Annotated in this window: 22 protein-coding genes; 13 read left to right on the top strand and 9 right to left on the bottom strand. The window is 75.1% G+C overall.

Annotated elements, in window-relative coordinates:
• Positions 1–69: 69 nt before the first annotated feature.
• On the bottom strand, positions 70–513 hold the full coding sequence (locus tag ITJ44_RS04205) for a metallopeptidase family protein (protein ID WP_045527045.1): 444 nt from the start codon (positions 511–513) through the stop codon (positions 70–72).
• Between the two features lie 44 nt (positions 514–557).
• Here ITJ44_RS04205 and ITJ44_RS04200 point away from each other — a divergent pair, with 44 nt between their 5' ends.
• The 6 genes from ITJ44_RS04200 (at position 558) to ahcY (ending at position 6,791) form a co-directional block, all read left to right on the top strand.
• Positions 558–773 carry a DUF3499 family protein gene (locus tag ITJ44_RS04200; RefSeq protein WP_012037719.1) on the top strand — a complete coding sequence of 72 codons (216 nt, stop codon included), beginning with the start codon at positions 558–560 and terminating at the stop codon, positions 771–773.
• Positions 774–775: 2 nt separating this feature from the next.
• Positions 776–2,203 carry a phosphomannomutase/phosphoglucomutase gene (locus ITJ44_RS04195; protein WP_194633481.1) on the top strand — a complete coding sequence of 476 codons (1,428 nt, stop codon included), beginning with the start codon at positions 776–778 and terminating at the stop codon, positions 2,201–2,203.
• Positions 2,204–2,359: 156 nt separating this feature from the next.
• Positions 2,360–2,641, top strand: a complete 282-nt coding sequence (locus tag ITJ44_RS04190; RefSeq protein ID WP_194633480.1) for a metal-sensitive transcriptional regulator — start codon at positions 2,360–2,362, stop codon at positions 2,639–2,641.
• A 43-nt stretch (positions 2,642–2,684) separates the two neighbouring features.
• A complete protein-coding gene (locus ITJ44_RS04185) occupies positions 2,685–2,900 on the top strand; it encodes a heavy-metal-associated domain-containing protein (RefSeq protein ID WP_194633479.1) in 216 nt (71 codons plus the stop codon).
• A 1-nt stretch (position 2,901) separates the two neighbouring features.
• On the top strand, positions 2,902–5,244 hold the full coding sequence (locus ITJ44_RS04180) for a cation-translocating P-type ATPase (protein ID WP_194633478.1): 2,343 nt from the start codon (positions 2,902–2,904) through the stop codon (positions 5,242–5,244).
• A gap of 62 nt (positions 5,245–5,306) precedes the next feature.
• Entirely contained in the window at positions 5,307–6,791 is a 1,485-nt protein-coding gene (ahcY, locus tag ITJ44_RS04175) for an adenosylhomocysteinase (protein WP_194633477.1), read from the top strand.
• Positions 6,792–6,867: 76 nt separating this feature from the next.
• Here ahcY and ITJ44_RS04170 read toward each other — a convergent pair whose 3' ends face one another.
• Entirely contained in the window at positions 6,868–7,737 is an 870-nt protein-coding gene (locus ITJ44_RS04170; RefSeq protein WP_194633476.1) for an RDD family protein, read from the bottom strand.
• Positions 7,738–7,753: 16 nt separating this feature from the next.
• Between ITJ44_RS04170 and ITJ44_RS04165 the strand changes: the two genes are divergently transcribed.
• Positions 7,754–8,749, top strand: coding sequence for a stage II sporulation protein M (locus ITJ44_RS04165; RefSeq protein WP_194634048.1), 996 nt, complete (start codon positions 7,754–7,756; stop codon positions 8,747–8,749).
• A gap of 59 nt (positions 8,750–8,808) precedes the next feature.
• On the opposite strand, the gene ITJ44_RS04160 is transcribed toward ITJ44_RS04165, so the two are convergent.
• Positions 8,809–11,295, bottom strand: coding sequence for a glycoside hydrolase family 3 C-terminal domain-containing protein (locus ITJ44_RS04160; RefSeq protein ID WP_194633475.1), 2,487 nt, complete (start codon positions 11,293–11,295; stop codon positions 8,809–8,811).
• Between the two features lie 53 nt (positions 11,296–11,348).
• Entirely contained in the window at positions 11,349–12,524 is a 1,176-nt protein-coding gene (locus ITJ44_RS04155) for an MFS transporter (RefSeq protein ID WP_228494481.1), read from the bottom strand.
• Between the two features lie 215 nt (positions 12,525–12,739).
• Here ITJ44_RS04155 and ITJ44_RS04150 point away from each other — a divergent pair, with 215 nt between their 5' ends.
• Positions 12,740–13,375 carry a TetR/AcrR family transcriptional regulator gene (locus tag ITJ44_RS04150; RefSeq protein WP_194633473.1) on the top strand — a complete coding sequence of 212 codons (636 nt, stop codon included), beginning with the start codon at positions 12,740–12,742 and terminating at the stop codon, positions 13,373–13,375.
• 15 nt (positions 13,376–13,390) lie between these two features.
• On the opposite strand, the gene ITJ44_RS04145 is transcribed toward ITJ44_RS04150, so the two are convergent.
• The 5 genes from ITJ44_RS04145 to ITJ44_RS04125 are packed head-to-tail and all read right to left on the bottom strand — an operon-like array spanning position 13,391 to position 18,894.
• On the bottom strand, positions 13,391–14,698 hold the full coding sequence (locus tag ITJ44_RS04145; protein ID WP_194633472.1) for a DUF58 domain-containing protein: 1,308 nt from the start codon (positions 14,696–14,698) through the stop codon (positions 13,391–13,393).
• Between the two features lie 14 nt (positions 14,699–14,712).
• Positions 14,713–15,666 (bottom strand): MoxR family ATPase, encoded by a 954-nt coding sequence (locus ITJ44_RS04140; RefSeq protein ID WP_194633471.1) that lies wholly within the window; start codon positions 15,664–15,666, stop codon positions 14,713–14,715.
• On the bottom strand, positions 15,663–16,931 hold the full coding sequence (locus ITJ44_RS04135; protein ID WP_194633470.1) for a DUF4350 domain-containing protein: 1,269 nt from the start codon (positions 16,929–16,931) through the stop codon (positions 15,663–15,665). Before ITJ44_RS04135 ends, ITJ44_RS04140 begins: the two co-directional genes overlap by 4 nt.
• Positions 16,928–17,626 (bottom strand): DUF4129 domain-containing protein, encoded by a 699-nt coding sequence (locus tag ITJ44_RS04130; RefSeq protein WP_194633469.1) that lies wholly within the window; start codon positions 17,624–17,626, stop codon positions 16,928–16,930. Before ITJ44_RS04130 ends, ITJ44_RS04135 begins: the two co-directional genes overlap by 4 nt.
• A complete protein-coding gene (locus ITJ44_RS04125; RefSeq protein ID WP_194633468.1) occupies positions 17,623–18,894 on the bottom strand; it encodes a hypothetical protein in 1,272 nt (423 codons plus the stop codon). Before ITJ44_RS04125 ends, ITJ44_RS04130 begins: the two co-directional genes overlap by 4 nt.
• 109 nt (positions 18,895–19,003) lie before the next feature.
• Between ITJ44_RS04125 and mtrA the strand changes: the two genes are divergently transcribed.
• The 5 genes from mtrA (at position 19,004) to hpf (ending at position 24,773) form a co-directional block, all read left to right on the top strand.
• Positions 19,004–19,684, top strand: coding sequence for an MtrAB system response regulator MtrA (gene mtrA / locus ITJ44_RS04120; protein ID WP_194633467.1), 681 nt, complete (start codon positions 19,004–19,006; stop codon positions 19,682–19,684).
• 4 nt (positions 19,685–19,688) lie between these two features.
• Complete coding sequence (gene mtrB, locus ITJ44_RS04115) at positions 19,689–21,323, top strand: MtrAB system histidine kinase MtrB (RefSeq protein WP_194633466.1); 1,635 nt, start codon at positions 19,689–19,691, stop codon at positions 21,321–21,323.
• Positions 21,307–23,034 carry a lipoprotein LpqB gene (gene lpqB, locus ITJ44_RS04110; protein WP_194633465.1) on the top strand — a complete coding sequence of 576 codons (1,728 nt, stop codon included), beginning with the start codon at positions 21,307–21,309 and terminating at the stop codon, positions 23,032–23,034. The genes mtrB and lpqB overlap by 17 nt, the downstream gene beginning before the upstream one ends.
• A 61-nt stretch (positions 23,035–23,095) precedes the next feature.
• Positions 23,096–23,929, top strand: a complete 834-nt coding sequence (locus tag ITJ44_RS04105; RefSeq protein ID WP_194633464.1) for a phosphoribosyltransferase family protein — start codon at positions 23,096–23,098, stop codon at positions 23,927–23,929.
• Between the two features lie 154 nt (positions 23,930–24,083).
• The gene (gene hpf / locus ITJ44_RS04100; protein WP_194633463.1) at positions 24,084–24,773 is read left to right on the top strand and encodes a ribosome hibernation-promoting factor, HPF/YfiA family; all 690 of its coding nucleotides are present in this window, start codon (positions 24,084–24,086) and stop codon (positions 24,771–24,773) included.
• Positions 24,774–24,884 lie beyond the last annotated feature (111 nt).

Below are 24,884 nucleotides of genomic sequence, written 5' to 3'. Positions count from 1 at the left end.
GGGCGCCGCGTCCGCCTGGCCGCGACGCGCGCGGAGGGCGGATGCCTGGCATCCGTTCGGGATCCGCCGCTAGTGCGGGTCGTACCTGTCGGGCGCGAGGTCCCACGGGTCCTTGCCGAGGAGCTCGGCGACCGCCCGGTACACGCACCCCTCCACGAGCGCCCGCTGGTGGTACTCGTCGTCCTCGTGGAGGTGGGCGAGGCGCTCGATGGGCAGCCGGTAGAAGATGACGCGGCGCTCGTCGGCGAGGACGCTCCAGCGGTCGATGCCGTCCCGCTCGCTGTTCTCGGCGGGCAGGGCGGCGACCTCGAACGAGACGCGGTCGAGCTCGTCGGGCCAGAGGCCGCGGAGGTACTCGGCGGCGGACGCGATGGTCTGGTCGAAGACGTCGGCGCGCGTGCGCAGCACCGGCAGCTCGGGCCCGGTGACGGGGGAGCGGAGGCCGCGGCCGTGCCGATCCCGCCAGGAGCCCCGGATGGAGACGTGGCCTCCCCGGCGGCGCGATCGTGGCATGGCCCCATCGTACCGGCCGGCCTCGGCGGTAGTGTGGGCCCGACATGACGAACAGGCCCTGCTCCCGCGTCGGCTGCACCGGCGGCGCCACGACCACGCTCACCTACGTCTACGCGGATTCCATGGCCGTCCTCGGTCCGCTCAGCCACGACTCCGAGCCGCACAGCTACGACCTCTGCGACCGCCACGCGGCCCGCCTCTCGGCCCCGCAGGGCTGGCAGATCGTGCGGCACGGCGTGCTCGGTGAGGTAGGTTCCTGAGCATGACGACGACTGCCGCCCAGACGCTGACCGCCATCGTGAAGACCTACGACGTGCGAGGTCTCGTCGGGAGCCAGCTCACCGAAGAGCTGGTCACAGCCCTCGGCGCCGGCTTCGTCGACGAGCTCGGAGCCGCCGGCGGCGAGATCGTCGTGGGCCACGACATGCGCGACTCCTCGCCGTCGTTCGCCCAGGCGTTCGCCCGCGGCGCCACGGCCCGCGGCGGGAACGTCCTCCTCATCGGGCTCTGCTCGACGGACGAGACCTACTTCGCATCGGGATCCCTCGCCGCCCCCGCGGTCATGTTCACCGCGAGCCACAACCCGGCCACGTACAACGGCCTCAAGTTCTCCCGCGCGGGTGCCCAGGGCATCAGCCTCGACACGGGCCTCGCCGCCATCCGCGACCGCGCCATCGGCTTCCTGGCGGACGGCATCGCGCCCGTCGAGCCGGCGGGCGAGGTGCGGGAGCGCGACGTGCTCGCCGACTACGCCGGGTACCTCCGCCAGCTCGTCGACCTCTCGGGCATCCGCCCGCTGCGCGTCGTGGTCGACGCGGGCAACGGCATGGGCGGCATGACCGTCCCCGCCGTGCTCGGCACCGCGGCCGGCCTCCCCGAGCTGCCCATCGAGATCATCCCGCTGTACTTCGAGCTCGACGGCACCTTCCCGAACCACGAGGCGAACCCGCTCGAGCCCGCCAACCTGGTCGACCTGCAGAAGGCGGTCGTCGAGCACGGCGCCGACCTCGGCCTCGCGTTCGACGGCGACGCCGACCGCTGCTTCGTCGTGGACGAGAAGGGGCAGGCGGTCACGCCCAGCGCCGTCGCGGCCATCGTGGCGCTCCGCGAGATCTCCCGCGTGAAGGCGCAGGCGCCGGACGAGGACGTGACGGTGCTGCACAACCTCATCACCTCGCGCATCGTCCCCGAGACGATCGAGGCGGCGGGAGCCACGGCGGTCCGCACGCGCGTCGGCCACTCCCTCATCAAGGACCAGATGGCCGCGACCGGCGCCGTCTTCGGCGGCGAGCACTCCGCGCACTACTACTTCCGCGACTTCTGGGGTGCCGACAACGGCATGCTCGCCGCGATGCACCTGCTCGCCGAGTTCGGCCAGACGGACGGCCTCATGTCGGACCTCTCGGCCCGCTACACGCCGTACGCGCTGTCGGGCGAGATCAACAGCACGGTCGACGACGTGCCCGCCGCCTACGAGCGCATCGTCGAGGCCTTCCGCGGACGCGGCGAGTTCGACGAGCTCGACGGCCTCACGGTCGACGGCCCCGCGGGCGACGACGGCTCCTTCTGGTGGTTCAGCGTCCGGCCCTCGAACACCGAGCCGCTGCTGCGCCTGAACGTCGAGGCGTCGACCGAGGAGCGCATGGCCGCGCTCCGCGACGAGCTCCTGGGGCTGATCCGCGGGGCCTGAGCCCGGCACCCGGCACCCGCCACCCGCGCCATCCGACGCCGCGTCCCTCCGCGAGGGGCGCGGCGTCGTCGCGTGCGGGCGTCCCGGTCATACCCCCGGGGGGTTCCATCGCGTACCCCCAGGGGGTATCGTGGACGGGAACGGGAGGTGGCCGCCATGGTCGGGTACGGCGATAGCAAGGACGACATCCTCAAGCGGCTGCGGCGCGCGGAGGGCCAGGTGCGCGGGATCGAGCGCATGGTCGAGTCCGACACCTACTGCATCGACGTGCTCACGCAGGTCTCCGCCGTCACGCGCGCCATGGAGACCGTCGCGCTCAAGCTGCTCGACGACCACCTCGCCCACTGCCTCGCGGAGGCGGCGCGCGCGGGCGGCCAGGTCGCGGACGACAAGGTGCGCGAGGCCTCCGCGGCCATCGCGCGCCTCGTCCGGTCCTGATCCGCCGACGCCCATCGACATCGCACGACACGAAGGAGACCCCATGACCACCACGATCTTCCCCGTCACCGGCATGACCTGCGCGCACTGCGTCGCGAGCGTCACCGAGGAGGTCGGCGAGCTCCCGGGCGTCGCGTCCGTGGCGGTCGAACTCGTCGTGGGCGGCGCATCCACCGTCACCGTCGAGAGCGATGCGCCGCTCGACCCCGAGGCCGTGCGCGCCGCGGTCGACGAGGCCGGGTACGTCGCGGGGCTCTGACATGGCCGACCCCGCGTCCGGACCCGCGCCCGACGGCGGCGCGGTGCTCACGCGCGTCGACCTCGACGTGCAGGGCATGACGTGCGCGTCGTGCGCGATGCGGATCGAGCGGAAGCTCGGCCGGATGCCCGGGGTGGAGGCGGCCGTCAACTACGCCACCCACCGGGCGCGCGTGCAGCTGCCCGCGGGCACGAGCGTCGAGGACGCGATCCGCACCATCGAGCGGACCGGGTACCGCGCCTCCGAGCGCCCCGGGTGGGGGAGCGCGGCGGGGGACGACGTCGCGGCCGCTCCCGTCGCGTCGGCTCCCGCTCCCGCCCCGGCGCCGGCGCCGGCGGATCCTCCGGTCCGCGACGTGGTCGCCGCCCGCCGCCCCGAGGCCGACGAGCTCGCGCTCCGGCAGCGCCTCCTGGTGTCCGCGGCGCTCACGGTGCCCGTGTTCCTCATGGCGATGATCCCCGCGCTGCAGTTCCGGGACTGGCAGTGGCTGTCGCTCGCGCTCGCCGCGCCCGTCGCGGTCTGGGGTGCCTGGCCGTTCCACCGCTCCGCCGCCGTCAGCGCGCGCCACGGCGGAGTCGGCATGGACACGCTCGTCAGCATCGGCGTCGCGGCCGCGTTCCTGTGGTCGCTGTACGCGCTCTTCCTCGGCGACGCGGGCCAGCCGGGCATGCGCATGACCATGAGCCTCGTCTCCGAGCCCGGCGGCGGATCCGGCGACGTCTACCTCGAGGTCGCGGCGGCCATCACGGTGTTCCTCCTCGGCGGCCGCTACCTGGAGGCGCGGGCCGCGCGCGCGTCCGGGGCCGCGTTGGCCGCGCTCCTCGACCTCGCCGCCAAGGACGTCGCCGTGGTGCGCGACGGCGTCGAGACCCGGATCCCCATCCGCGACCTGCGCCTGGGCGCGGAGTTCGTCGTGCGGCCGGGCGAGCGGATCGCGACCGACGGCGTGGTCGTCGACGGCTCCAGCGCGGTCGACCGGTCACTCCTCACGGGCGAGTCCCTGCCCGTGGAGGTGGGCCCCGGGGACGAGGTGACGGGCGCGACCCTCAACGCCGGCGGGCGCCTGCTCGTGCGCGCCACGCGCGTCGGGGAGGAGACCCGGCTCGCCCGCATGGCCGCGCTCGTCGAGGAGGCGCAGACCGGCAAGGCCCGGATCCAGCGCCTCGCCGACCGCGTGTCGGCCGTCTTCGTGCCCGTCGTGCTCGTCCTCGCCGTCGGCACGCTCGTCGGCTGGCTGCTGCTCGGCTTCCCCGCGGAGGCCGCGTTCACCGCGGCGGTCGCGACGCTCATCATCGCGTGCCCCTGCGCCCTCGGCCTCGCGACGCCGACCGCGCTCCTCGTGGGCACGGGCCGCGGCGCGCAGCTCGGGATCCTCATCACCGGCCCCGAGGTGCTCGAGTCGACCCGGCGCATCGACACCGTGCTCCTCGACAAGACCGGGACGGTCACGACGGGCGTGATGGCGCTCGTCCGGGCGATCCCCGCGGCCGGCGTCGACGCCGACGAGCTCGTGCGCGTCGCCGCCGCCCTCGAGGCGCGGTCGGAGCACCCGGTCGCCCGCGCCGTCGTCGAGGCCGCCGGCGCCGGATCCCTCCCCGACGTCGACGGCTTCGTCGCCACCCCGGGCCTCGGCGTCCACGGCGTGGTCGACGGCCGGGCGGTGGCGGTCGGGCGACCGTCGTGGCTCGCCGACGCCTGGTCCGCGGAGCCCGACGTGACGCTCGCCGACGCGCTGCGGGACGCCGAGACGGAAGGATCCACCGTCGTGGCCATCGCGTGGGACGGCGCCGTCCGCGGGATCCTCGCCGTGGCCGACACCGTGAAGCCCACGAGCGCCGAGGCCGTCCGCCGCATCCGCGCGCTCGGGCTCCGGCCGGTCCTCCTCACGGGCGACGCGGCGGGCGCCGCGCACCGCGTCGCCGCGGAGGTCGGCATCGACGAGGTCGTCGCGGGCGTCCTTCCCGAGGGCAAGCTCGACGCGGTGCGCCGCCTGCAGGCCGAGGGGCGCGTGGTCGCGATGGTCGGCGACGGCGTGAACGACGCCGCGGCCCTCGCGCAGGCCGACCTCGGCATCGCGATGGGCACGGGCACCGACGCGGCCATCGAGGCGGGCGACATCACGATCGTCCGGGGCGACCTCGTGCTCGTGGCCGACGCCGTGCGGCTGGCGCGGCGCACGCTCGGCACGATCCGCGGCAACCTGTTCTGGGCCTTCGCGTACAACGCCGCCGCGATCCCCGTCGCCATGCTGGGCCTGCTCAACCCGCTCGTCGCGGGGCTCGCGATGGCGCTCTCGTCGGTCTTCGTCGTCACGAACAGCCTGCGCCTGCGGTCGTTCCGCTAGCCGTCTCGCGGCCGCCCGTCATCCACGGGCGGCCGTCACGCGTCGGATGCGAGACTGGACGCATGACCCTGCTCCCGGACGCCACCTCCACCGCTCTGCCCTTCCGCGTCGCCGACCTCTCCCTCGCGGAGTCCGGCCGCCATCAGATCCGCCTCGCCGAGAACGAGATGCCCGGCCTCATGGCCCTCCGCGAGGAGTTCGGCGCGTCGCAGCCGCTCGCGGGCGCGCGCATCGCCGGATCCATCCACATGACCGTGCAGACGGCCGTGCTCATCGAGACCCTCACCGCCCTCGGCGCGCAGGTGCGCTGGGCGAGCTGCAACATCTTCTCCACGCAGGACGAGGCGGCCGCGGCCGTCGCCGTCGGCGTGGGGACCCCGGAGGCGCCCGCGGGCGTCCCCGTCTTCGCCTGGAAGGGCGAGACGCTCGAGGAGTACTGGTGGTGCACCGAGCAGATCTTCGACTGGTCGGGCGAGGCGCAGGCCGCCGGCGCCGACTGGACGGGCCCGAACATGATCCTCGACGACGGCGGCGACGCCTCGCTCCTGGTGCACAAGGGCCGCGAGTACGAGCTGTCGGGCGTCGTGCCCGAGACGCCCGAGGACGCGAGCCACGAGTACCGCGTGATCCTCGACACGCTCCGCCGCAGCCTCTCCGCGTCCTCCGACCGCTGGACCCGACGCGCCGCCGACATCCAGGGCGTCACCGAGGAGACCACGACGGGCGTCCACCGCCTGTACGAGCTGGCGCGCGACGGCGAGCTGCTGTTCCCGGCCATCAACGTCAACGACTCGGTCACCAAGAGCAAGTTCGACAACAAGTACGGCATCCGCCACTCGCTGCCCGACGGCCTCAACCGCGCCACCGACGTGCTCATCGGCGGCAAGGTCGCGTTCGTCGTCGGCTACGGCGACGTGGGCAAGGGCGCGGCGGAGGCGCTGCGCGGCCAGGGCGCGCGCGTCATCGTCTCCGAGGTCGACCCGATCTGCGCGCTCCAGGCGGCGATGGACGGCTACCAGGTCGCGAAGCTCTCGTCGGTCATCGAGACCGTCGACATCCTCGTCACCGGCACGGGCAACGTCGACGTCGTGCGCGTGGACGACATCCAGCGCATGAAGCACCAGGCCATCATCGCCAACGTCGGCCACTTCGACAACGAGATCGACATGGCCGGGCTCGAGCGCCTCCCCGGCGCGGAGAAGGTCGAGATCAAGCCGCAGGTGCACGAGTGGCGCCTGCCGTCGGGCCGCAGCGTGCTCGTGCTCTCCGAGGGCCGCCTGATGAACCTCGGCAACGCCACCGGGCACCCGTCGTTCGTGATGAGCAACTCGTTCACGAACCAGGTGCTCGCGCAGATCGAGCTGTGGGTGCGCAACGAGCAGTACCCGATCGGCGTGTACGTGCTGCCCAAGCACCTCGACGAGAAGGTCGCGCGCCTCCACCTCGACGCGCTCGGCGTGGAGCTGACCGAGCTGCGCCCGGAGCAGGCCGCCTACATCGGCGTCCCGGTCGAGGGGCCGTACAAGGTGGACCACTACCGGTACTGATCCGCGCGGGTCACGCCGACGCCGTCCGTCCCCACCTCGGGGCGGGCGGCGTCGTCGCGTGCGGGGGCGGAGCGGCTCAGCCGGTCGTGGATCCGCCGCGCACCGGGAACCCGTGCGGCAGCCCCGCGAGGATCGGCTCGAGCGAGGCCATGCGGTCGCGCTCGAGCATGAGGGCGCGGTGCTCGCGCTCCCGGCGGACGGCGCCGACGGCCGTGACGAACGACTCGGGATCCGTGGCCGGCAGCGGCGACACGTGCACGGCGGCCTCGTTCGCGAGCTCCGCGGCGAGGCGCGCGCGGGAGGCCGGCGTCATGGCGGAGCGCTGGGCGAGGAAGCGGGCGAGGCGGCGGCCGAGCGCGTCCGGCAGGCGCCCGACGTCGGCCTCGGATGCCCAGGCGACGAGGTGCGGAGGGACGGGCGGCAGGGGCGCGGGGTACGCGGGCACGCGCTCGTGCTGCGAGCGCGTACCGGCCACGAGGTCGCCGAGGCGCTGGGCGCGTGGGCTCAGGAGGCCCACGAGCGCGGCCAGCCCGCCGAACGTGAGGTAGAGCTCGAGGATCCCGACGAGCGCGCGGGCGACCGCGTGCCGGAGCCCGATGCCGCCGCCGTCCGCCCGCACGATGCGCGCGCCGACGGCCCAGCGCCCGAGCGAGCGGCCGCGCGAGGCGACCTCCACGACCACGGGCAGCACGACGATCGCGAGCACGATGGCGGCGATGGCCGCGGCGGCGCCGGACGCGCCGTCGAGGAGGCCCGCCTCGCCGAGCCGCCCGATGAGGAGCAGCAGCAGGAGGCCGACGACCAGGGAGGCGACCACGTCGATGGCGGCGCCCGCGGCCCGGAGGACGAAGCCCGCGGGGCGGACGTCGAGGGCGACGGCCTCGCCGACCACGAGCGCGTCGGGACCGTCCGAGAGGATCGGGTCGTGCGCGTCGGCTGCCGCCATGCATATAGTCAAGCAGATGGACCTCGACGCCTACACCGCCGCCCACCGGGACGACTGGGACCGGCTCGCCCGCCTCGCCGGCCGGCGCCGGCTCAGCGGACCCGACGCGGACGAGCTCGTCGACCGGTACCAGGCGGGCGCGGCGGAGCTGTCCGCGATCCAGGCGTCGGCCGGATCCACCGCGCAGGGCGACCGGCTCTCGGTGGCGCTCTCGCGGGCCCGCATGCGCTTCACCGGGCAGACGACGAACGTCGCGTCGCGCATCCCCGCGTTCTTCGCCGTCGACCTGCCGGCGGCGCTGTACCGGATCCGCTGGCTGACGCTGGCCGTCGCCCTCGTCACGGTCGCGATCGTCGCGCTCTACGCCACCTGGATCCTCCGCGACCCCGCGATGATCGCGAGCCTCGGCAGCGACGCCGACCTGCGCAAGTACGTGGACGACGACTTCATCGACTACTACAGCGAGAACCCCGCGGCCTCGTTCGCGGGCCAGGTCTGGACGAACAACGCGTGGATCGCCGCGCAGTGCGTCGCCTTCGGGATCACGGGCCTGTGGGTGCCGTACGTGATCCTGCAGAACGCGCAGGGCATCGGCACGACGACCGCGGTGATGTTCTCCTACGGCGAGGGCGGCACGTTCTTCTCCTACATCCTCCCGCACGGCCTGCTGGAGCTGACGGCGATCTTCGTGGCCGCCGCCGCGGGCCTGCGCATCTCGTGGGCGTGGATCGCGCCCGGCGCCCGCACGCGCGGCCAGGCGCTCGCCGAGGACGGGCGCGCGCTCATCACCGTGGCGATGGGGCTCGTGCTCGTGCTGCTCGTCTCCGGGATCATCGAGGGCTTCGTGACGCCGCAGCCGTGGCCCGTGCCGCTCAAGATCGGCATCGGGGCCGTCGCGCTCGGCGCGTTCCTCTTCTACATGGTGGTCGTCGGCGGCCGGGCCGTGCGCGCGGGCGCGACGGGCGACCTCGACGAGTTCGAGGCGGGCGGCCGGCGGATCGTCGCGGGCTGAGCCCGCGGATCAGCCGCACCGCCCGCCGCCCGCCGCCCGCGTCGTGCGGACGGCGCGGGTCAGGCCGCCGGATCCACGTCGGCCTCCAGCGGCGTCGCCGCCACCGACGTGCCCACGTGCAGCCGGAACGCGCCGGGCTCGCGCTGCCAGCCGCCGTCCCAGTGCGCGAAGGCCCGCGCTCCGACGGGGACGTCGACCTCGGCGGACGCGCCGGCCGCGAGCTCGACGGCCACGAAGCCCGCGAGCCAGCGCACGGGGCGGTCGACCGCGGATCCCGCGCGCGACAGGTAGGCCTGCACGACCTGCTTGCCGGCGCGGTCGCCCGTGTTCGTCACGGTGACCGTCGCGGTGATCCCGCCCGTGCCGTCCTCGGCCACCCGCAGGTCGTCGAGCGCGTGCGTGGTGTAGCCCAGGCCGTGGCCGAACGGGTAGGCGGGGGTCGCGCCCGAGCGGAGCCACGCCCGGTAGCCGACGTGGATCCCCTCGTCGTAGACCACCTTCCCGTCCACCGGCGTGACGGAGCGGACGGGCACGTCCTCCTCGGTCGCGGGCCAGGTCGTGGGGAGGCGGCCGCCCGGCTCGACAGCGCCGAACAGCACGTCGGCGAGGGCGCCGCCGAACTCCTGGCCGCCGAACCAGGCGAGCAGCAGGGCGCTCACGTCGTCGCGCCAGGGGAGGAGCACCGGGGATCCGGAGTTGACGACCACGATCGTGCGCGGGTTCGCGGCGGCGACGCGGCGCACCAGCTCGTCCTGGCGGCCGGGCAGCGCGAGCGTCTCCCGGTCGAAGCCCTCGGACTCGACCTGCGCGTTGGTGCCGACGACGACGATCGCGACGTCCGCGCCGGTCGCCGCCTCGACGGCCTCGTCCAGCAGGCGCTCGGGCTCCGACTCGTCGGCCTCGAGGCCCACCGTGATGCCGAGGATGCCCGCGAGGCCGCCCGGCATGCTCGTGAGCTCGAACTCGATCCGGAGGTCCACGGGCGTGCCCGCCGTCGCCGGGAGCGGCGCGGAGATCGAGGGCGGGGACATGAGGCTCGCCCCGAGGTCCATGCCCACGGGCGCGGCGCCGTCCTCGCGGAGGAGCGAGCCGTCGGCGTAGACGCGGCCGCGGCCGGTGGCGCTGAAGCCGACGAGCACCTCGCCGGTGGCCGACGGGGTCCAGCGCGTGGTGATCTCGATGACGGCCGCCGTGCCCGTGGGCGCGTCGCCGCCGAAGTACATGAGCGTGGTCGCGCGGCGGTCCTCGGCGAACATCTCCCGGCCGTCGGCGTCGAGGAAGCGCACGAGGGCGCCGGGCTCGCCCGTGCGCGGGTTGACGATCTCCGCGAGCGGCAGCTCCTGGATCCCCTTCTGCACGACCGCGCCGCGCGCGTACCGCACCTCGACGCCGTCGCCGAGCGCATCGCGGATCCCGTCGAGCGGCGTCACCACGCGCTCCGGGATGACGGTCGCGCTGCCGCCGCCCTGCGTGCGCGCCTCGACGGCGTTGTGGCCGATGACGGCGACGGTGCGGAGCGCGGACGCGTCCAGCGGCAGGGCGGCGTCCTCGTTGCGGACGAGCACCGTGCCTGCCGCCTCCGCCGCGCGCGCGAACGCGACGCCGTCCTCCACCTCGACGGGCGCGGGCACGACGGCGTCGAAGCCCTCGAGGGCGCCGACGCGGGCGGCGAGGCGCAGCAGGCGGACCACCTTGCGGTCGAGGTCGGCCTCGGGCACGCGGCCGTCGCGCACGGCGTCGAGGAGGGCGTCGCCCCACGCGCCGACCGGGCCGGGCATCTCGAGGTCCTGGGACGCGCGCGCCGCGTCGACGCTGCGCACGCCCGTCCAGTCGCTGACGACCACGCCGTCGAAGCCCCACTCCGAGTTGAGCGGGGTCTCGAGCAGGTCGTTCTCCGTCGAGGTCGTGCCGTTGATGGAGTTGTAGGAGCTCATCACGAGCCACGCGCGCGACTCGACGACGGCCTTCTCGAACGCGGCGAGGTACAGCTCGCGCAGCGCCCGCTCGGACACGACGCTGTCGGCCGTGAAACGGTCGGTCTCGTACTCGTTGGCGACGTAGTGCTTGGGCGTCGCGCCTACGCCGTTCTCCTGGACGCCGCGCACGTAGGCGGCCGCGAGGTCGGCGGTGAGCAGCGGATCCTCGCTGAAGGCCTCGAAGTGCCGGCCGCCGTAGGGCGAGCGGTGCAGGTTGATGGTCGGGCCGAGCACGACGTCGACGCCCTTGCGGCGCGCCTCCACCGCGGAGGCGCGGCCGTAGCGCGCGGCGATCCCGGTGTCCCAGCTGGAGGACAGGGCGGACGCCGACGGCAGGTTGAGCGACGGGGAGCGCTCGTCCCAGACCTCGCCGCGCACGCCGCTGGGGCCGTCGGAGACGAGCATGCGGCGGAGGCCGATGCCCTCGACGGGCCAGGTGGTCCAGAAGTCGCGGCCGGTGATCAGCCGCACCTTCTGCTCGAGCGTGAGGCGGCCGGCCAGCTCCGCGAGGCGGGCGCCGTCGGGGTCGAGCGCGGTGGGGGCGGGCGGGGTGGTGTCGTGCGGGTCCATGGGTGCTCCTCGGGTGACGTCGGCGTCCGGTCGATCCTGCTCGCGTCCGGCGGTCACCGGACGCCCTTCACGCGGAAGGCCGCCGCCGCGCCGAGGACGCCGGCCGCGGCGCCGGCGAGGAAGAGGCCGGGGTAGCCGGCCACGGCCACCACGCCGCTCGCGGCGGTGGGCACGAGCGACTGCGGCAGCGCCTGCGCGATGTTGACGACGCCCAGGTCCTTGCCGTTGTCCTGGTCGCTCGGCAGCACGTCGGTGATGAGCGCGAGGTCGACCGCGTAGAACGAGCCGATGCCCGCGCCGATGACGAGCTGCGCGGCGTAGACGACGGCGAGGCTGGGCGCGAGGGCGAGGATCACGAGCCCCACGACGGCGACGAGCGCCGCCGCGGCCACGAAGACCTTGCGGCGGCCGAGCCGGTCGCTCAGCCAGCCGGCCACGAAGGTCGTGGCGACGACGCCGATCACGTTGAAGAGCGTCGAGACGAACACGGCGTTCGCGACGTCGGCCTGCGCGACCCCCAGATCGTCGATGAGGTAGAAGGCGAGGTAGTTCGTGGCGGTCACGGCGCTGGCCGTGAGGAGGAAGCGCATGAGCCAGGCCCAGCCGAAGTCGGGGTTCCTGCGCGGGTCGAACACGAAGGACCCGAGGACCTCCCTCACGCCGAGGCGGGACGTGGGGCGCTCGGTGAGCACGCGGTCGCGGAAGACGAGCGCGAAGACGACGACCACGGCGACGCCGATCGCGCCCGGCACGAGCACCTGCTGCGTCGTGGTCGTGAACAGCTGCACGATGAAGGTGCCGACCACGAGCGACCCGTTCTGCGCGACGCCGATGGCGGCGGCCACCCGGCCGCGGTGGCGCGGGCGGGCGGAGTCGGCCATGACGGCGATGAGGGCGGCGATGGCGGCGTTGAAGCAGCCCTGCACGAGCATCCAGGCGCCCACGAGCGCGAGCACGGTGGTCGCCTGGGTGAGCAGGAAGAGCGCGCCGTAGCCGAGCACGACGCCGCCGATGATCCACGGGCGGCGCATGCCGAAGCGGCCGGGCGTGCGGTCGGAGAGGCGGCCGGCGAGCGGGTTCACGACGAGCGCGACGAGCGCGCCGAGGCCGAGGACGAGGCTCAGGGTGCCGGCCGTGCTCCCGGGCGCGATCTCCGCGACCTTGAGCGCGAGCGACACGATGATCGGCGGCAGCAGGGCGACGAAGAGGCCGAGGAGGGCGATGGGCATCCCGATCTCGGCGCGGCGCGACCCGGGGGGACGGGCGCCGTCCGGGTCTCCTGCGCGGGCGCGCGACGCGCCCCCGGTCTGCCGGTCTCGGACTGCGTCGGCCACGGTGCCTCCAAGTTCCCGTCCGCCCTCGTCGGCGGAACGGCACGACGGTAGCACGCGAAACCGACCCGCGGTAGGTATTGGGTGCCCCCATCGATCGCTAGGGTCGATCCATGGCAGTCGACGAGGGGCCCCGCCGCTACGCCAAGGGCGCGGCCCGGCGCCGCGAGATCCTCGAGGCGGCGCTCGCCCTCATCGCCGAGCGCGGCTACTCGGCGTCGTCCCTGCAGGAGATCGCCGACGCCGTCGGCATCAGCAAGGCCGGCGTCCTGCACTACTTCGACTCGCGCGAGGCGCTCATCGCCGCCGTGCTCGAGGAGCGCGACGCCCACTCCGCGGCCGACTACCTCGAGACGCTGCCCGACGGAGATCCCGGGGACATGGTGGGCATGCTCCTCCGCGCGAGCTCGCGGAACGCCGACACGCCCGGCCTCGTCGCGCTGTACTCGCGCGTCGTCGTCGACGCCGCCGGCGTCGAGCACCCGGCGCACGCGTACATCGCGGGCCGGTACGCGCGCGTCGTGGGCGCGGTGGCCGACCAGGTGCGCGCCCTCGGCGTCGAGCTCCCCGCCGGCCTCGACCCCGACTCCTTCGCGCGCGTCGCGGTCGCCGTCAGCGACGGCCTCCAGCTCCAGTGGAGCTACCGGCCCGAGGCCGACATGCGGGACGCGCTCGAGCGGGCGATCCGCGCGCTCAGCGGCGGCGCGCTCCCGCTGCCGCCCGCGGAGCCCGCGGCGGCGACCGCCTGAGCGACGGCCTCCGCCTCAGAGCCGCCCGGTGGCCTTCAGCCGGATGTAGCGGTCGGCCAACGTGGGCGGCAGGTCGGCCGGCGCGCCCGTGACGACGTCCGCACCGAGCCGGCGCGCCGCGGCCTCCACGCGCGCGACGTCGAGCAGCGCGCGCTCCGCGGCGGCGGCGCGGTAGACGGCGGCGCGGCCGGAGCGGTCGGCGGCGCGCTCGGCGAGGCCGGGATCCACGACCGCGGCCACCAGCACGTGGTGCGTCCGCGTCAGCTGCGGCAGCACCTGCAGCAGGGCGCGCGCGCTGCCGGGGGAGTCGATGGCGGTGAGCAGCACCACGAGCGAGCGCTGCGACACGATGCGGCGCACGAGCGCGGGCACGGCCGTCCAGTCGGTCTCGAGGAGCTCCGGGTCCACGGGCGCGAGCGCGTCGACCATGCGGGAGACGACGTCGCCGCCGGATCCGGCCCGCACGCGCGCGCGGACGCGGCGGTCGTGGGCCACGAGGTCGACGCGATCGCCCGCGCGCGTCGCGAGCGCCGCGAGCAGCAGCGACGCCTCGAACGCGGTGTCGAGCCGGCTCTCGTCGCGGATCCGGCCCGCGGCCGTGCGCCCGGTGTCGAGCACGAGCACCACGCGCCGGTCGCGCTCGGGCCGCCAGGTGCGGACGACCACGTCCTGCCGCCGGGCGGTCGCGCGCCAGTCGATGGAGCGGACGTCGTCGCCGCGGACGTAGTCGCGCAGGCTGTCGAACTCGGTGCCCTGCCCGCGCACCATGAGCGCGGTCCGGCCGTCGAGCTCGCGCAGGCGGGCGAGCCGCGAGGGCAGGTGGCGACGCGACCGGAACGGCGGCAGGACCCGGACGGCGCCCGGGGAGAGGAGCGTGGCCTGGCGCGCGGCGAGGCCGAGCGGTCCGTGCGCGCGGATGGTCACGCGCTCGGTGCGGCGCTCGCCGCGGCGCGTCGGGGTGAGCGTCAGGCGGATCGCGCGGCGCTCGCCGGCGGGGATCCGCACCCGGTCGCGCGTGGAGGAGGCGCCCGCGGACGGCTGCCAGGCGTCGCGCACCACGCCGCGCAGGGTCCGGGATCCGCGGTTCGTCACGAGCAGCACGCTCTCGCCGGTCTCGTCGAGGCGGATCCGCGCGGGCAGGACCCGCTCGAGCGCCACCGCGCGCGGGCTCGCGGCGACAGCCAGGTCGAGCCCCACGAGCAGGGCGACCAGGAGGATCCACCCCGCGAGGAGCGCGTAGGCCGCGTCCGACCCGTCGCCGAGCGCGACGAGCGGCGCGATCCCCAGGAGGAGGAGCGCGACCGTGCGTCCGGTGAGGGCCATCTAGCGGCGCGCCACTAGATCGGCACCTGCACCTGCGCCATGACCCCGCGGAGCACGGCGTCGACGGACACGCCCTCGAGCTCCGCCTCGGGCCGCAGCGCGATGCGGTGGCGGAGCACGGGCAGCACCATCTCCTGCACGTGGTCGGGGGTCACGGCGTCGAGGCCGCTCAGCCACGCCCACGCGCGGCTCGCGGCCAGGAGGCTCGTGGATCCGCGCGGCGACACCCCGAGCTGCACCGACGGCGAGCGCCGGGTCGCCCTGGCCAGGTCGACCATGTACGCGAGCACGTCGGCGCCGACGCGCACCTCGCGCACCGCGGCCTGCGCCCGGCGGAGCCCGTCGGCGTCGAGCACGGGACGCACGCCCGCCGCGTGGAGGTCGCGCGGGTCGAAGCCCGTGGAGTGCCGGCGCAGCACCTCCACCTCGGCCGCGCGCTCCGGGAGGTCGAGCACGAGCTTCAGCAGGAAGCGGTCGAGCTGCGCCTCGGGCAGCGTGTACGTGCCCTCGTACTCGACGGGGTTCTGCGTGGCCGCGACGAGGAACGGGTCGGGCAGCGCATGGCTCTCGCCGTCGACCGTGACCTGCCGCTCCTCCATCGCCTCGAGCAGCGCCGACTGCGTCTTGGGCGGCGTGCGGTTGATCTCGTCGGCCAGCAGGATGCTCGTGAACACCGGACCGCGACGGAACGAGAACGCGCCCTCGCGGGAGTCGTAGACGAGGGATCCGGTGATGTCGCCCGGCATGAGGTCGGGCGTGAACTGCACGCGCGCGGTGTCGAGGCGGAGGGCCTCGCTGAGCGCGCGGACCAGCAGCGTCTTCGCGACGCCGGGCACGCCCTCGAGGAGGACGTGGCCGCGCGCGAGGAGGGCGATGATCATGCCGGTCACGGCGCCGTCCTGGCCGACGACGGCCTTCCCGACCTCGGTCCGGACGGCGAGCAGGCTGGTGCGGAGGTCGTCGGTCATGGATCCATTCTCCTGGAGCGGTCGGCGGGGTCTGCGGGGTCTCGGGGGTCGGCGGCGCGGGCGACGCGGCGCTCGAGGGCGGCGAGGCGCCCGGCGAGGTCGACGAGGTCGCGGTCGGTGCGGGGGGCGTCGTCGAGGAGCAGGGCGCGGATCCCGGCGGGGTCCTCGCGGAGGACGGCGGCGGACGCGGCCACCACGTCGTCGACGGACGCGAGGCGGCCGAGCGCGAGCGCCGTCGCGATCCGGTCGACCGTGCCCACGCGCAGCGCGTCGAGGGCGTGGCCGCGCGCATCCGCCCGCTGGTAGAGCCGCGCGCGGCCCTCCGCGGTCTCGTCGGCGCGCACCACGACGGGCAGCCGCTCCACCACGAGCGGGCCGAACCGGCGGCCGCGCCACACGGCCGCGGCGAGGGCGGCGGCGCCCAGCAGCAGGATCGCCGGGGTCACCCATCCGGGCGTGAGCTCGCCGAGCGTGGGCGGCGCGTCGGCCGCGGCGTCGTCGGGCGACGGCGTGTACCAGACGAGGCGCGGCCGCTCGCCGAGCACGCCCAGGGCGAGGGCGGCGGATCCCTGCTCGGCGATGCGGTCGTTGGTGAGGATCGGATCCGCGCCGAGCACGGTCACGGTGCCGCCTGCCGCGAGCGTCGCCGGCACCTGGAGGAGCGCGAACGCGTCGCCCGTGTCGTCCGGGAAGCACGTGACCGCGTCCGCCGCGTCGTCGCCGAGGTAGCGGAAGACGGGAGCGTCGTCGGGCACGGAGCCGGCGGCCCGCGCGGCCGGCAGCGCGCACGCGGCGTCGAGCGCCCGGTCGGCGGACTCGGCCGCGCCGCCCGCCGCCACGTCGGGCGCGATGGCCTGCAGGGTGCGGAAGTCGGGGGCCAGCAGCACCGTCCGGGTGGAGAGGCGGCCGACCTCGGCCAGCCGCTCGTCGTCGAGGCGGTCGGAGGTCGCGCCGAGCACGAGCGTCGCGTCGTCGCCGTCCCCGACGGCGGCCCGGGCCGCGGCGAGCGTCGTCGCGAGCGTGACCTCGACGCCCTGCGCTTGGAGGACCCGGGCGAGCGCCTGCGTGCCGCCGGGCGCCGGGTTGTCGGGCGCGAGCGCGTCGCCCTGCCGGGCGGCGCCGGAGACCGCGAGCGAGGCCAGCGCGACGATCACGGCGAGGGCGGCCAGCGCGATCCACGTGCCGGCCCGGCGGAGCGCCTCCCGCGGCGTCCGGGTCTCGGGCGTCGCGAGGCCGGCGGCGGGCGCCTGCGCGGGCGCGCTCACCGGATGCCCGCGCCCATGGGCTCGTGCAGCACGGGAACGGCCGTGCGGAGGTCGCGGTCGAGCGCGGAGAGCCGATCGAGCATCCCCTCGGTGCCGGGCCGGCCGAGGTAGCGGACGGCGTCGAAGTCGTCGGCGGCCACGAGGAGGCGGGAGGCGTGAGCCGGATGCGCGGATCCCGCGCGCCGGGCGAACCCGCGGGCGGTGGTGCCCGGATCCACGGCCACGATCGTGCGCTCGGCCTGCTCCCTGGCGATGGCCCGGAAGAGGTCGGACGCGGCCGCCGCGAGGTCGCCCGCGCGCCGTGACGCCTCGGCCGCCCGGCGCAGCTCCTCGGCCGATCGCCGGTCGTCGGAGCCGAAGAGCCCGTCGCCGCGCGCGGCCGCCCGCCTCCTGTCCCGCCGCGGCGCCCCGAAGACGAGGAAGGCCACCACGACGACCGCGAGCGCGAGCACCGCGATCACCACGGGCGCGAGGTCGGCGAGTCCGCCGCCCGCCCCGCCGAGCAGCCGGGCGATCCAGTCGCCCACGGCCTGCGCGGCGAGGTCCAGCGCGTTCGGCCGGGCCGCCTCGTACTCCGGCTTCGCGAGCTCGTCGACGAGGAGGCGGCGCGCGTCGTCGGCGTCCGGGTCGAGCGGCACGTCGGCGGCGCGCGCGACCACGTGGGCGACCGCGGTGAGGAGGGGGGAGGCGATCACGCGCGTCCCGGGCCCGCGGCGCCCGCGGGCGCCGCGGGGGCCGCGTACGGGTCGCGCGCATCCGGCCCCGTGGCCGACGCGGCGCCCGCCGCACGCTCCTCGGCGAAGCGCGCGAGCTCGAGGTCGAGCCCCTCGCGCCGCATCCGGAGGTCGATGTAGAGGATGGCCGCGTTCGCGGACGTCACGACCGCGCCGATGCTCCCCACCACCACGCTCACCACGAGCGTCACCAGCTGGGCGCCGATGTAGAAGACGACGGATGCGTCGAACGTCTGGAAGTCGAGCTCGCCGTTCGGGAAGAGCACCGTCTGCAGGATTGAGGTGAGCAGCGTCAGCGGCACCGTCACCACGTTGGCGGCCGTGGACACGATCACCGTGGTGAGCAGCAGGATCCCGAGCACCCGCCAGAACGAGCCGAGGGTGAGCGACCACGACCGCCGGGCCGCCGCCAGCGGCCGGAGCCGCTCGATGACGATGGCGCTCGGCACCAGGGCGAGGCGCGTCGAGACCCAGGCGGAGAGGACCACGAGGCCCATGACGCCGAGCACGCCCACGAGGATCCCCGCGACGATGCCGGCGCCCCCGGCGAGCACCAGCAGCACCACGATGCCGACGAGCGCGCCGAACACGAGCGTCCACGCCGCCGTGAGGGAGAGGCTCCAGAGCACGAGCGGCACGATCCGCGGGCGGGCCAGGCGCCACAGCGCCCGCATGCGCAGGCGCTCGCCGAGCGTGCCGCGCGCGACCTCGCTCGCGACGACGCCCTGGAGGAACGCGGACGCGACGATCGACAGCACGATCGTGACGAGGGCGGCGACCACGACCGCCGCCACGCCGCCGGCGATGAGCGGACCCTGGTCCGCCTCGCGCGCCGAGAGGACGCGTGTCACGACGAAGCCGGTCACGCCGCCGACGATCACGAGGGTGATCACGCCGACCAGCCCCTGGATCAGGAGGGCGCTGCCGACCGTGGCGCCGGGGTTCCGACGCAGCGTCTGGAACGAGCCCGCGAGGATCGCGCCGAGGCCCATCGGCCGCAGCGGCAGCAGGCCGGGCTTCGGCGGCGGGGTCCAGCCGGGCGCGGCGCCCCAGCCGGGCGGCGGCGGGGAGGCCGCGACGGGCGGGGGACCGTACGCCAGAGCGCCGGGCGTCCCGGCCGCCGGCGGGGCCGCGCGCCCCGCGTGGCCCTGCTCGCGATCCGGATCCGGGGACCCTCCCCGACCGGACGGTGCGCCGCCGGGGGCCTGCCAGCTCTGGTCATCGGTCACGTCCGCCAGCCTCCCACAGGGCGCGCGCGATGTCCCGCGCCGGGTCGCCCGCCGATGCCCGGGATCCACCGGCTACCCTGGGGGTTCCGAGGACAGGGAACACGGTCAGATGACAGCACGGATCCTGGTGGTCGACGACGACACCGCGCTCGCCGAGATGATCGGCATCGTCCTGCGCACCGAGGGCTTCGAGCCCTCCTTCTGCGGGGACGGAGGCCAGGCGCTCGCCGCGTTCCACGAGGCGAAGCCGGACCTGGTGCTCCTCGACCTCATGCTCCCGGGGCTCGACGGCATCCAGGTGTGCGACCTCATCCGCGCCGAGTCGGGCATCCCCATCATCATGCTCACGGCGAAGTCCGACACGGCCGACGTCGTGAAGGGCCTCGAGTCCGGCGCGGACGACTACATCGTCAAGCCCTTCAACCCCAAGGAGCTGGTCGCCCGCATCCGCACGCGCCTGCGCCCCGCGGCCGCCGCGTCGCCCGGGCTCCTCCAGGTCGGCGACCTCGTGGTCGACGTCGAGGGCCACGAGGTGCGCCGCGGCGAGGAGCGGATCAACCTCACGCCACTCGAGTTCGACCTCCTGCACGCGCTCGCCAGCCGCCCGCAGCAGGTCTTCACGCGCGAGATGCTCCTCGAGCAGGTCTGGGGCTACCAGTACAAGGCCGACACGCGCCTCGTCAACGTCCACGTGCAGCGCCTGCGCGCGAAGGTCGAGGACGACCCGGACAACCCGCGCATCGTCATGACCGTCCGGGGCGTCGGCTACCGCGCGGGGGCAGCGGCCTAGCCCCGTGCGCCCGCTGCCCGTGTGGCTCGTCGACTGGAGGTCGTGGCCGCGCCGCCTCACCCGGATCTGGTCGGTGTCCCTCCAGTTCCGCACCGTCCTCATCACGGTCGCGCTCTCCGGCATCACCGTCCTGCTCATCGGCGTGCTCATGACCCAGAGCATCTCGAGCGACCTCTTCCGCCAGCGGCTCGACACCGTGCTGCAGCAGTCGAACAGCGCCACCAGCCGGATGCAGGAGCAGTTCACCTCCTCGGACGCCTCGGACCAGACCGAGCTCGAGCAGCTCCGCACGCAGGTCTTCGACGAGCTGCGCGGGAGCGCCATCAACCTCTCCGACTTCGCCTTCCGCCGCACGCCCGGCACGGAGGCGCGCAACGTGCTGCAGAACGCGTCCACCGCCGACTACGTCGACAGCCTCCTGAGCGCGGACCTCCGCCGCGCGGTCGGCGCGGGAACGGGCACGCAGCAGTGGCAGTCGGTGGCGATCCCGGTGGGCGACCAGGGGGCCACGAGCCCCGGCATCGTCGTCGGCTCGAGCATCGACATCCCGTCGGCGGGCCGCTACGAGCTGTACCTCGTCTACGACCTGGGCGACATCCAGCAGACCCTCGACTTCGTCGCCGGGACGATCCTCCTCGCGTTCCTCTTCCTCATCGTGCTCATCGGGGCCATCGCGTGGCTCGTGGTGCGCCTGGTGGTGGCGCCCATCCGCGTCGCCGCCGACACCAGCCAGAAGCTCGCGGCGGGGCAGCTCGAGGAGCGCCTGCCGGTGAAGGGCGAGGACGTGATCGCGACCCTCGCCCGGTCGTTCAACGGCATGGCCGACTCGCTGCAGTCGCAGATCACGCAGCTCGCCGACCTCTCGCAGCTGCAGCAGCGCTTCGTCTCCGACGTCTCGCACGAGCTGCGCACCCCGCTCACCACGATCCGGCTCGCGGGCGGCGTGCTCTACGACCTCCGCGAGGACTTCAGCCCGCCTGCCGCCCGCAGCGCCGAGCTGCTGCACACGCAGGTGGAGCGGTTCGAGACGCTGCTCGCCGACCTGCTGGAGATCAGCCGGTTCGACGCGGGCGCGGTGGACCTCGTGACCGAGCCGACCAACCTCGTGCGGCTCGTCGAGGACTCCATCGAGGAGTTCGAGGGCCTCGCCGCCCAGAAGGGCTCGGAGCTCAAGCTCGTCGCCCCCGGCGGCTACTTCGACGCCGAGATGGACGCGCGCCGGGTGCGCCGCATCGTCACGAACCTCGTCGGCAACGCGGTCGACCACGGCGAGGGGCGGCCCATCGTCATCACCGTCGACAGCGACAGGGACGCCGTCGCGCTCGCCGTCCGCGACTACGGCGTCGGCATGACGCACGAGGAGATGGGCCACGTCTTCGACCGGTTCTGGCGCGCGGATCCGTCGCGCCAGCGCACCACGGGCGGCACGGGCCTCGGCCTCGCCATCTCGCTGGAGGACACGAACCTGCACCACGGCTGGCTGCAGCTGTGGTCGCGGCCCGGCGAGGGATCCTGCTTCCGCCTGACCCTGCCCCGGCGCCCCGACGTCCCCCTCGAGGGCTCGCCCGTCGCGCTGCCGCCCGACGACCCCGCGGACGACCGCGCCGACGAGGAGGACGCCCGTGTCCCCAGCACCTGATCCCCGTCCGCGCCGCTCCGCGCGCCGCTCCGCCCGCGCGGCCGCCGTCGCGCTGGTCGCCGCGTGCGCCGTCCTCCTCTCCGGCTGCGTCTCGATCCCGTCCGGCGGCCCCGTCTCCGCGGGCGATCCCGCCGCCGTCACGGACGAGTCCGGCGTCAGCTACCAGCCCGACGGCCCGCAGGCGGGCGACGGCCCGGATGACGTCATCGCCGGGTTCGTCGACGCCGCCACGAGCTCCGCCGACCAGTACGGCGTCGCGCGCCAGTTCCTCTCCTCCGACTTCGCGTCGCGCTGGGACCCGTTCGCGAGCGTCGTCGTCTGGGAGGGCCAGGCCGGCACGTCGGAGGAGGTCGACGGCACCTACAGCTACTCCGTCACGACCATCGCGACGGTCGACGGGCAGGGCCACTACCGCGAGGTCGGCAGCGACCAGGAGACCCGCCTGTCCTTCCAGCTCGTGCAGGAGCGCGGCGAGTGGCGCATCGCGAAGGCGCCCGACGGCATCGCGCTGCGCTCCACGTACTTCCGCGAGATCTTCAGCGCGCACGCCCTCTACTTCTTCGATCCCACGTTCTCCTTCCTCGTGCCGGATCTGAGGTTCTTCGTCACGCGCGCGTCCCAGAGCGTGAGCACGCGCATCGTCAAGTCGCTCCTCCAGGGACCGTCGCCGTGGCTGTCCCAGCCCGCGGTCGTCACGGCCTTCCCCGAGGGGACCCGGCTGGCGTCCTCGTCCGTCACGACGGTGGGCGGCACGCCGCAGGTGGACCTGTCGACGGAGGCGCGAGCGGCGGACTCCGCCACGCAGCAGCGGATGAAGCTGCAGCTGCGGCAGAGCCTGTCCAACATCCCGTCCGTGCTCGACGTGCAGATGCTCGTCGACGGCACGCCCCTCACCGTGCCGGACCTCGGCGGCCGCGGCCCGGTCAAGGACCCGCAGGCCGAGTCGCGTCCGCTGGTCCTCGCGCAGGGCCAGTTCGGCTACCTCGGCGGGGGAGAGGTCGCGCCGCTCGGCACGCTGGGCACGCGCGTCACGGTCCTCTCGGCCGATGCCGCGACGCTCAGCGCGGACGGCCAGCAGGCGGCGGTGCGGAACGCGTCCGGCGTCTGGTCGGTCGGCGACGGCGACCGCGACGCGGTGCTCCTCGACACTCGGCCCGGGCTCGTCGCGCCGTCCCTCGACTCCCAGGGCTACGTCTGGTCCACGCCCGCCTCGGATCCCCGCGGGCTCGTCGCGTGGGGCCCCGACGGCGTCGGCCACCCCGTCGCCGTGAGCTGGACCGCCACCGGACGCGTCGTCTCCCTCGAGGTCGCGCGCGACGGCGCCCGCGTCCTCGTCCAGCTCGAGACGGGCGCGGGTCCGCAGCTGCTCGTGGCGTCGATCGTGCGCGACGGCGGGGTCCCGACCTCCCTCACGACTGCCCCGCTGGAGCTCCTGGCATCGCCCGGCACGCCGCTGGACGCGACATGGGTCGACGAGCTCGACGTGGCCACCCTGACGCTCGCGCCCGACGGCGAGCGCCAGGTCGAGCTGCACCAGGTGGGCGGTCCGTCGAAGGACATGGGGTCGGCGGCCGACGGCGTGTCCATCACCGGCGCCAACGACGAGAGCGGACTGCGGGTCCTGACGAGCGCGGGCGCCCTGCTCACGCCGCGGGGCAGCACCTGGCAGCAGACGGCCACCGGCGTCTCCTTCGTGGCGACCAAGCGCTGACGTCCTCCACGGATCCGTCCCCCGCGCCGGCCGGCGGTCGGGCGCGTGCCACCCTGCGCGCGTGATCCCCGTGCCCGGGCAGCCCGCCCCCTCCCCGTCCGCCCGCCTGCCGTCGTCCGGCCGGGCGTCCGCGTTCCACTCCGCCCTGCTCGACGCCCTCGCGGTCGTCGCCCCGGTGGCCTGCGCCGGATGCGGGGCCCCCGACCGCGCCGTGTGCCCGGCCTGCCGGGCCGCCCTCCCGTGCCCGCCCGTCGTGCGGGCGCTCGCGCTGCCCGCCGTCCCCTCGCCCCGCGGTCGCATCCCGGCCCGCGTCGTCCCGGTCGGCTGCGGGAGCGCGTACGCCCCGCCCTGGCCGGCGCTCCTGTCCGGCTTCAAGGAGGACGGCCGCACGGACGCCGCGCGGGCGATCGCGGCCACCCTGGTCGGCGCGGTCCGCGCGGCCGTCGCGGCCGCCGGGCGCGGGGCCGACTCGGCCGACCCGGCCGACGCCCCCGCGCGGCCCCTCGACGTGATCCCCGTCCCCTCGCCGCCCGCCCCTCTCCGCCGGCGCGGCTACGCGCCCGTCGAGGTCCTGCTCGCCCGTGCCGGCATGGTCCCGCTCCGGACGCCGGGCGCGCCCGGGCTGCGGCGCCACCCGCTCCGCTTCACCCGCCGGCCCGCCGACCAGGCCGGCCTCGGGGTGGCGGCGCGCGCGGCCAACGTCGACGGCTGCCTCGCAGCGCGCATCGACCTCACCGGCCGACGGATCCTCGTGGTCGACGACGTGCTCACCACCGGGGCCACCCTCCGCGAGACCTGCCGCGCCGTCCGCGCCGCGGGAGGCGAGGTCGTCGCGTGCGCGGTCCTCACCGCCGTCCCCGCCCGGTCGAGCGGCGGAGGGCCGCGCATCCGCTGACCGACCCGTCGCTCCCTGTGCATGTCCGATGCGCTCGCGGTCCACCTGCCGGATGCCTCGCGCCGGCAGGAGCCCGAGGTCTAGGCTCGCCCGAAAGGCGTGAAAGTGATCGCCCTCTTCCAGCGGGCGACGCGTCATGATCTGGAGGTACGTCATGGACATCAACATCACCGGCCGCAACGCGGAGATCACGGACCGATTCCGCGTCTACGCCACCGAGAAGGCCGACAAGATCGTCCAGCTCGCCGAGAAGTCCATCTCTCTCGACATCAAGGTCTCGCGCCACAGCGAGAAGTCCGGCGGATCCGCCGGGGACGACCGCGTGGAGATCACGCTCGTGGGCCCCGGCCCCGTCATCCGCGCCGAGAGCAGCGCCGCCGACAAGTTCGCGGCCTTCGACCTCGCCCTCGGTCGCATGCTCGAACGGCTGCGCCGCGCCAAGGACAAGAAGAAGATCCACCGCGGCAACCACCGACCCGTGTCGCTGCAGGAGGCCGCCACCGGGGGGTTCGCGCAGATCGACCTCGACCCGGCCGACGCCGAGCTCATCGAGCGCGTCAACGGGAAGAGCGTCGCCCCCGTCGACCAGCCCGTCGACGAGGACGACTACTGCCCCGTGGTCATCCGCACCAAGGTCTTCCCGTCGCAGTCCATGACGGTCGACCAGGCCCTCGAGCACATGGAGCTCGTCGGCCACGACTTCTTCCTCTTCATCGACGCGGAGACCGACCGCCCGAGCGTCGTCTACCGCCGCAAGGGCTGGGACTACGGCGTCATCGGGCTGGCCGACGGCGAGCAGGAGCTCGCCGGGGCGGGCGCCGGATCCCGGTCGCTCCGCCGCTGACCTGCACCCACCCGACGAGGCCCCGCGCGCTCCGGCGCGCGGGGCCTCGCGCGTGGGGCCGGGCACCGGGTCAGGTCGCTCCCGGCAAGGGCGCCGGACGAGCCGGTACTA

Origin of the sequence: Clavibacter sp. VKM Ac-2873, assembly GCF_015351075.1 — a bacterium.
Lineage (GTDB): Bacteria > Actinomycetota > Actinomycetes > Actinomycetales > Microbacteriaceae > Clavibacter.
The sequence above is the reverse complement of the archived record's forward strand: the minus strand, read 5'-3'. Positions and strand labels throughout refer to the sequence as shown.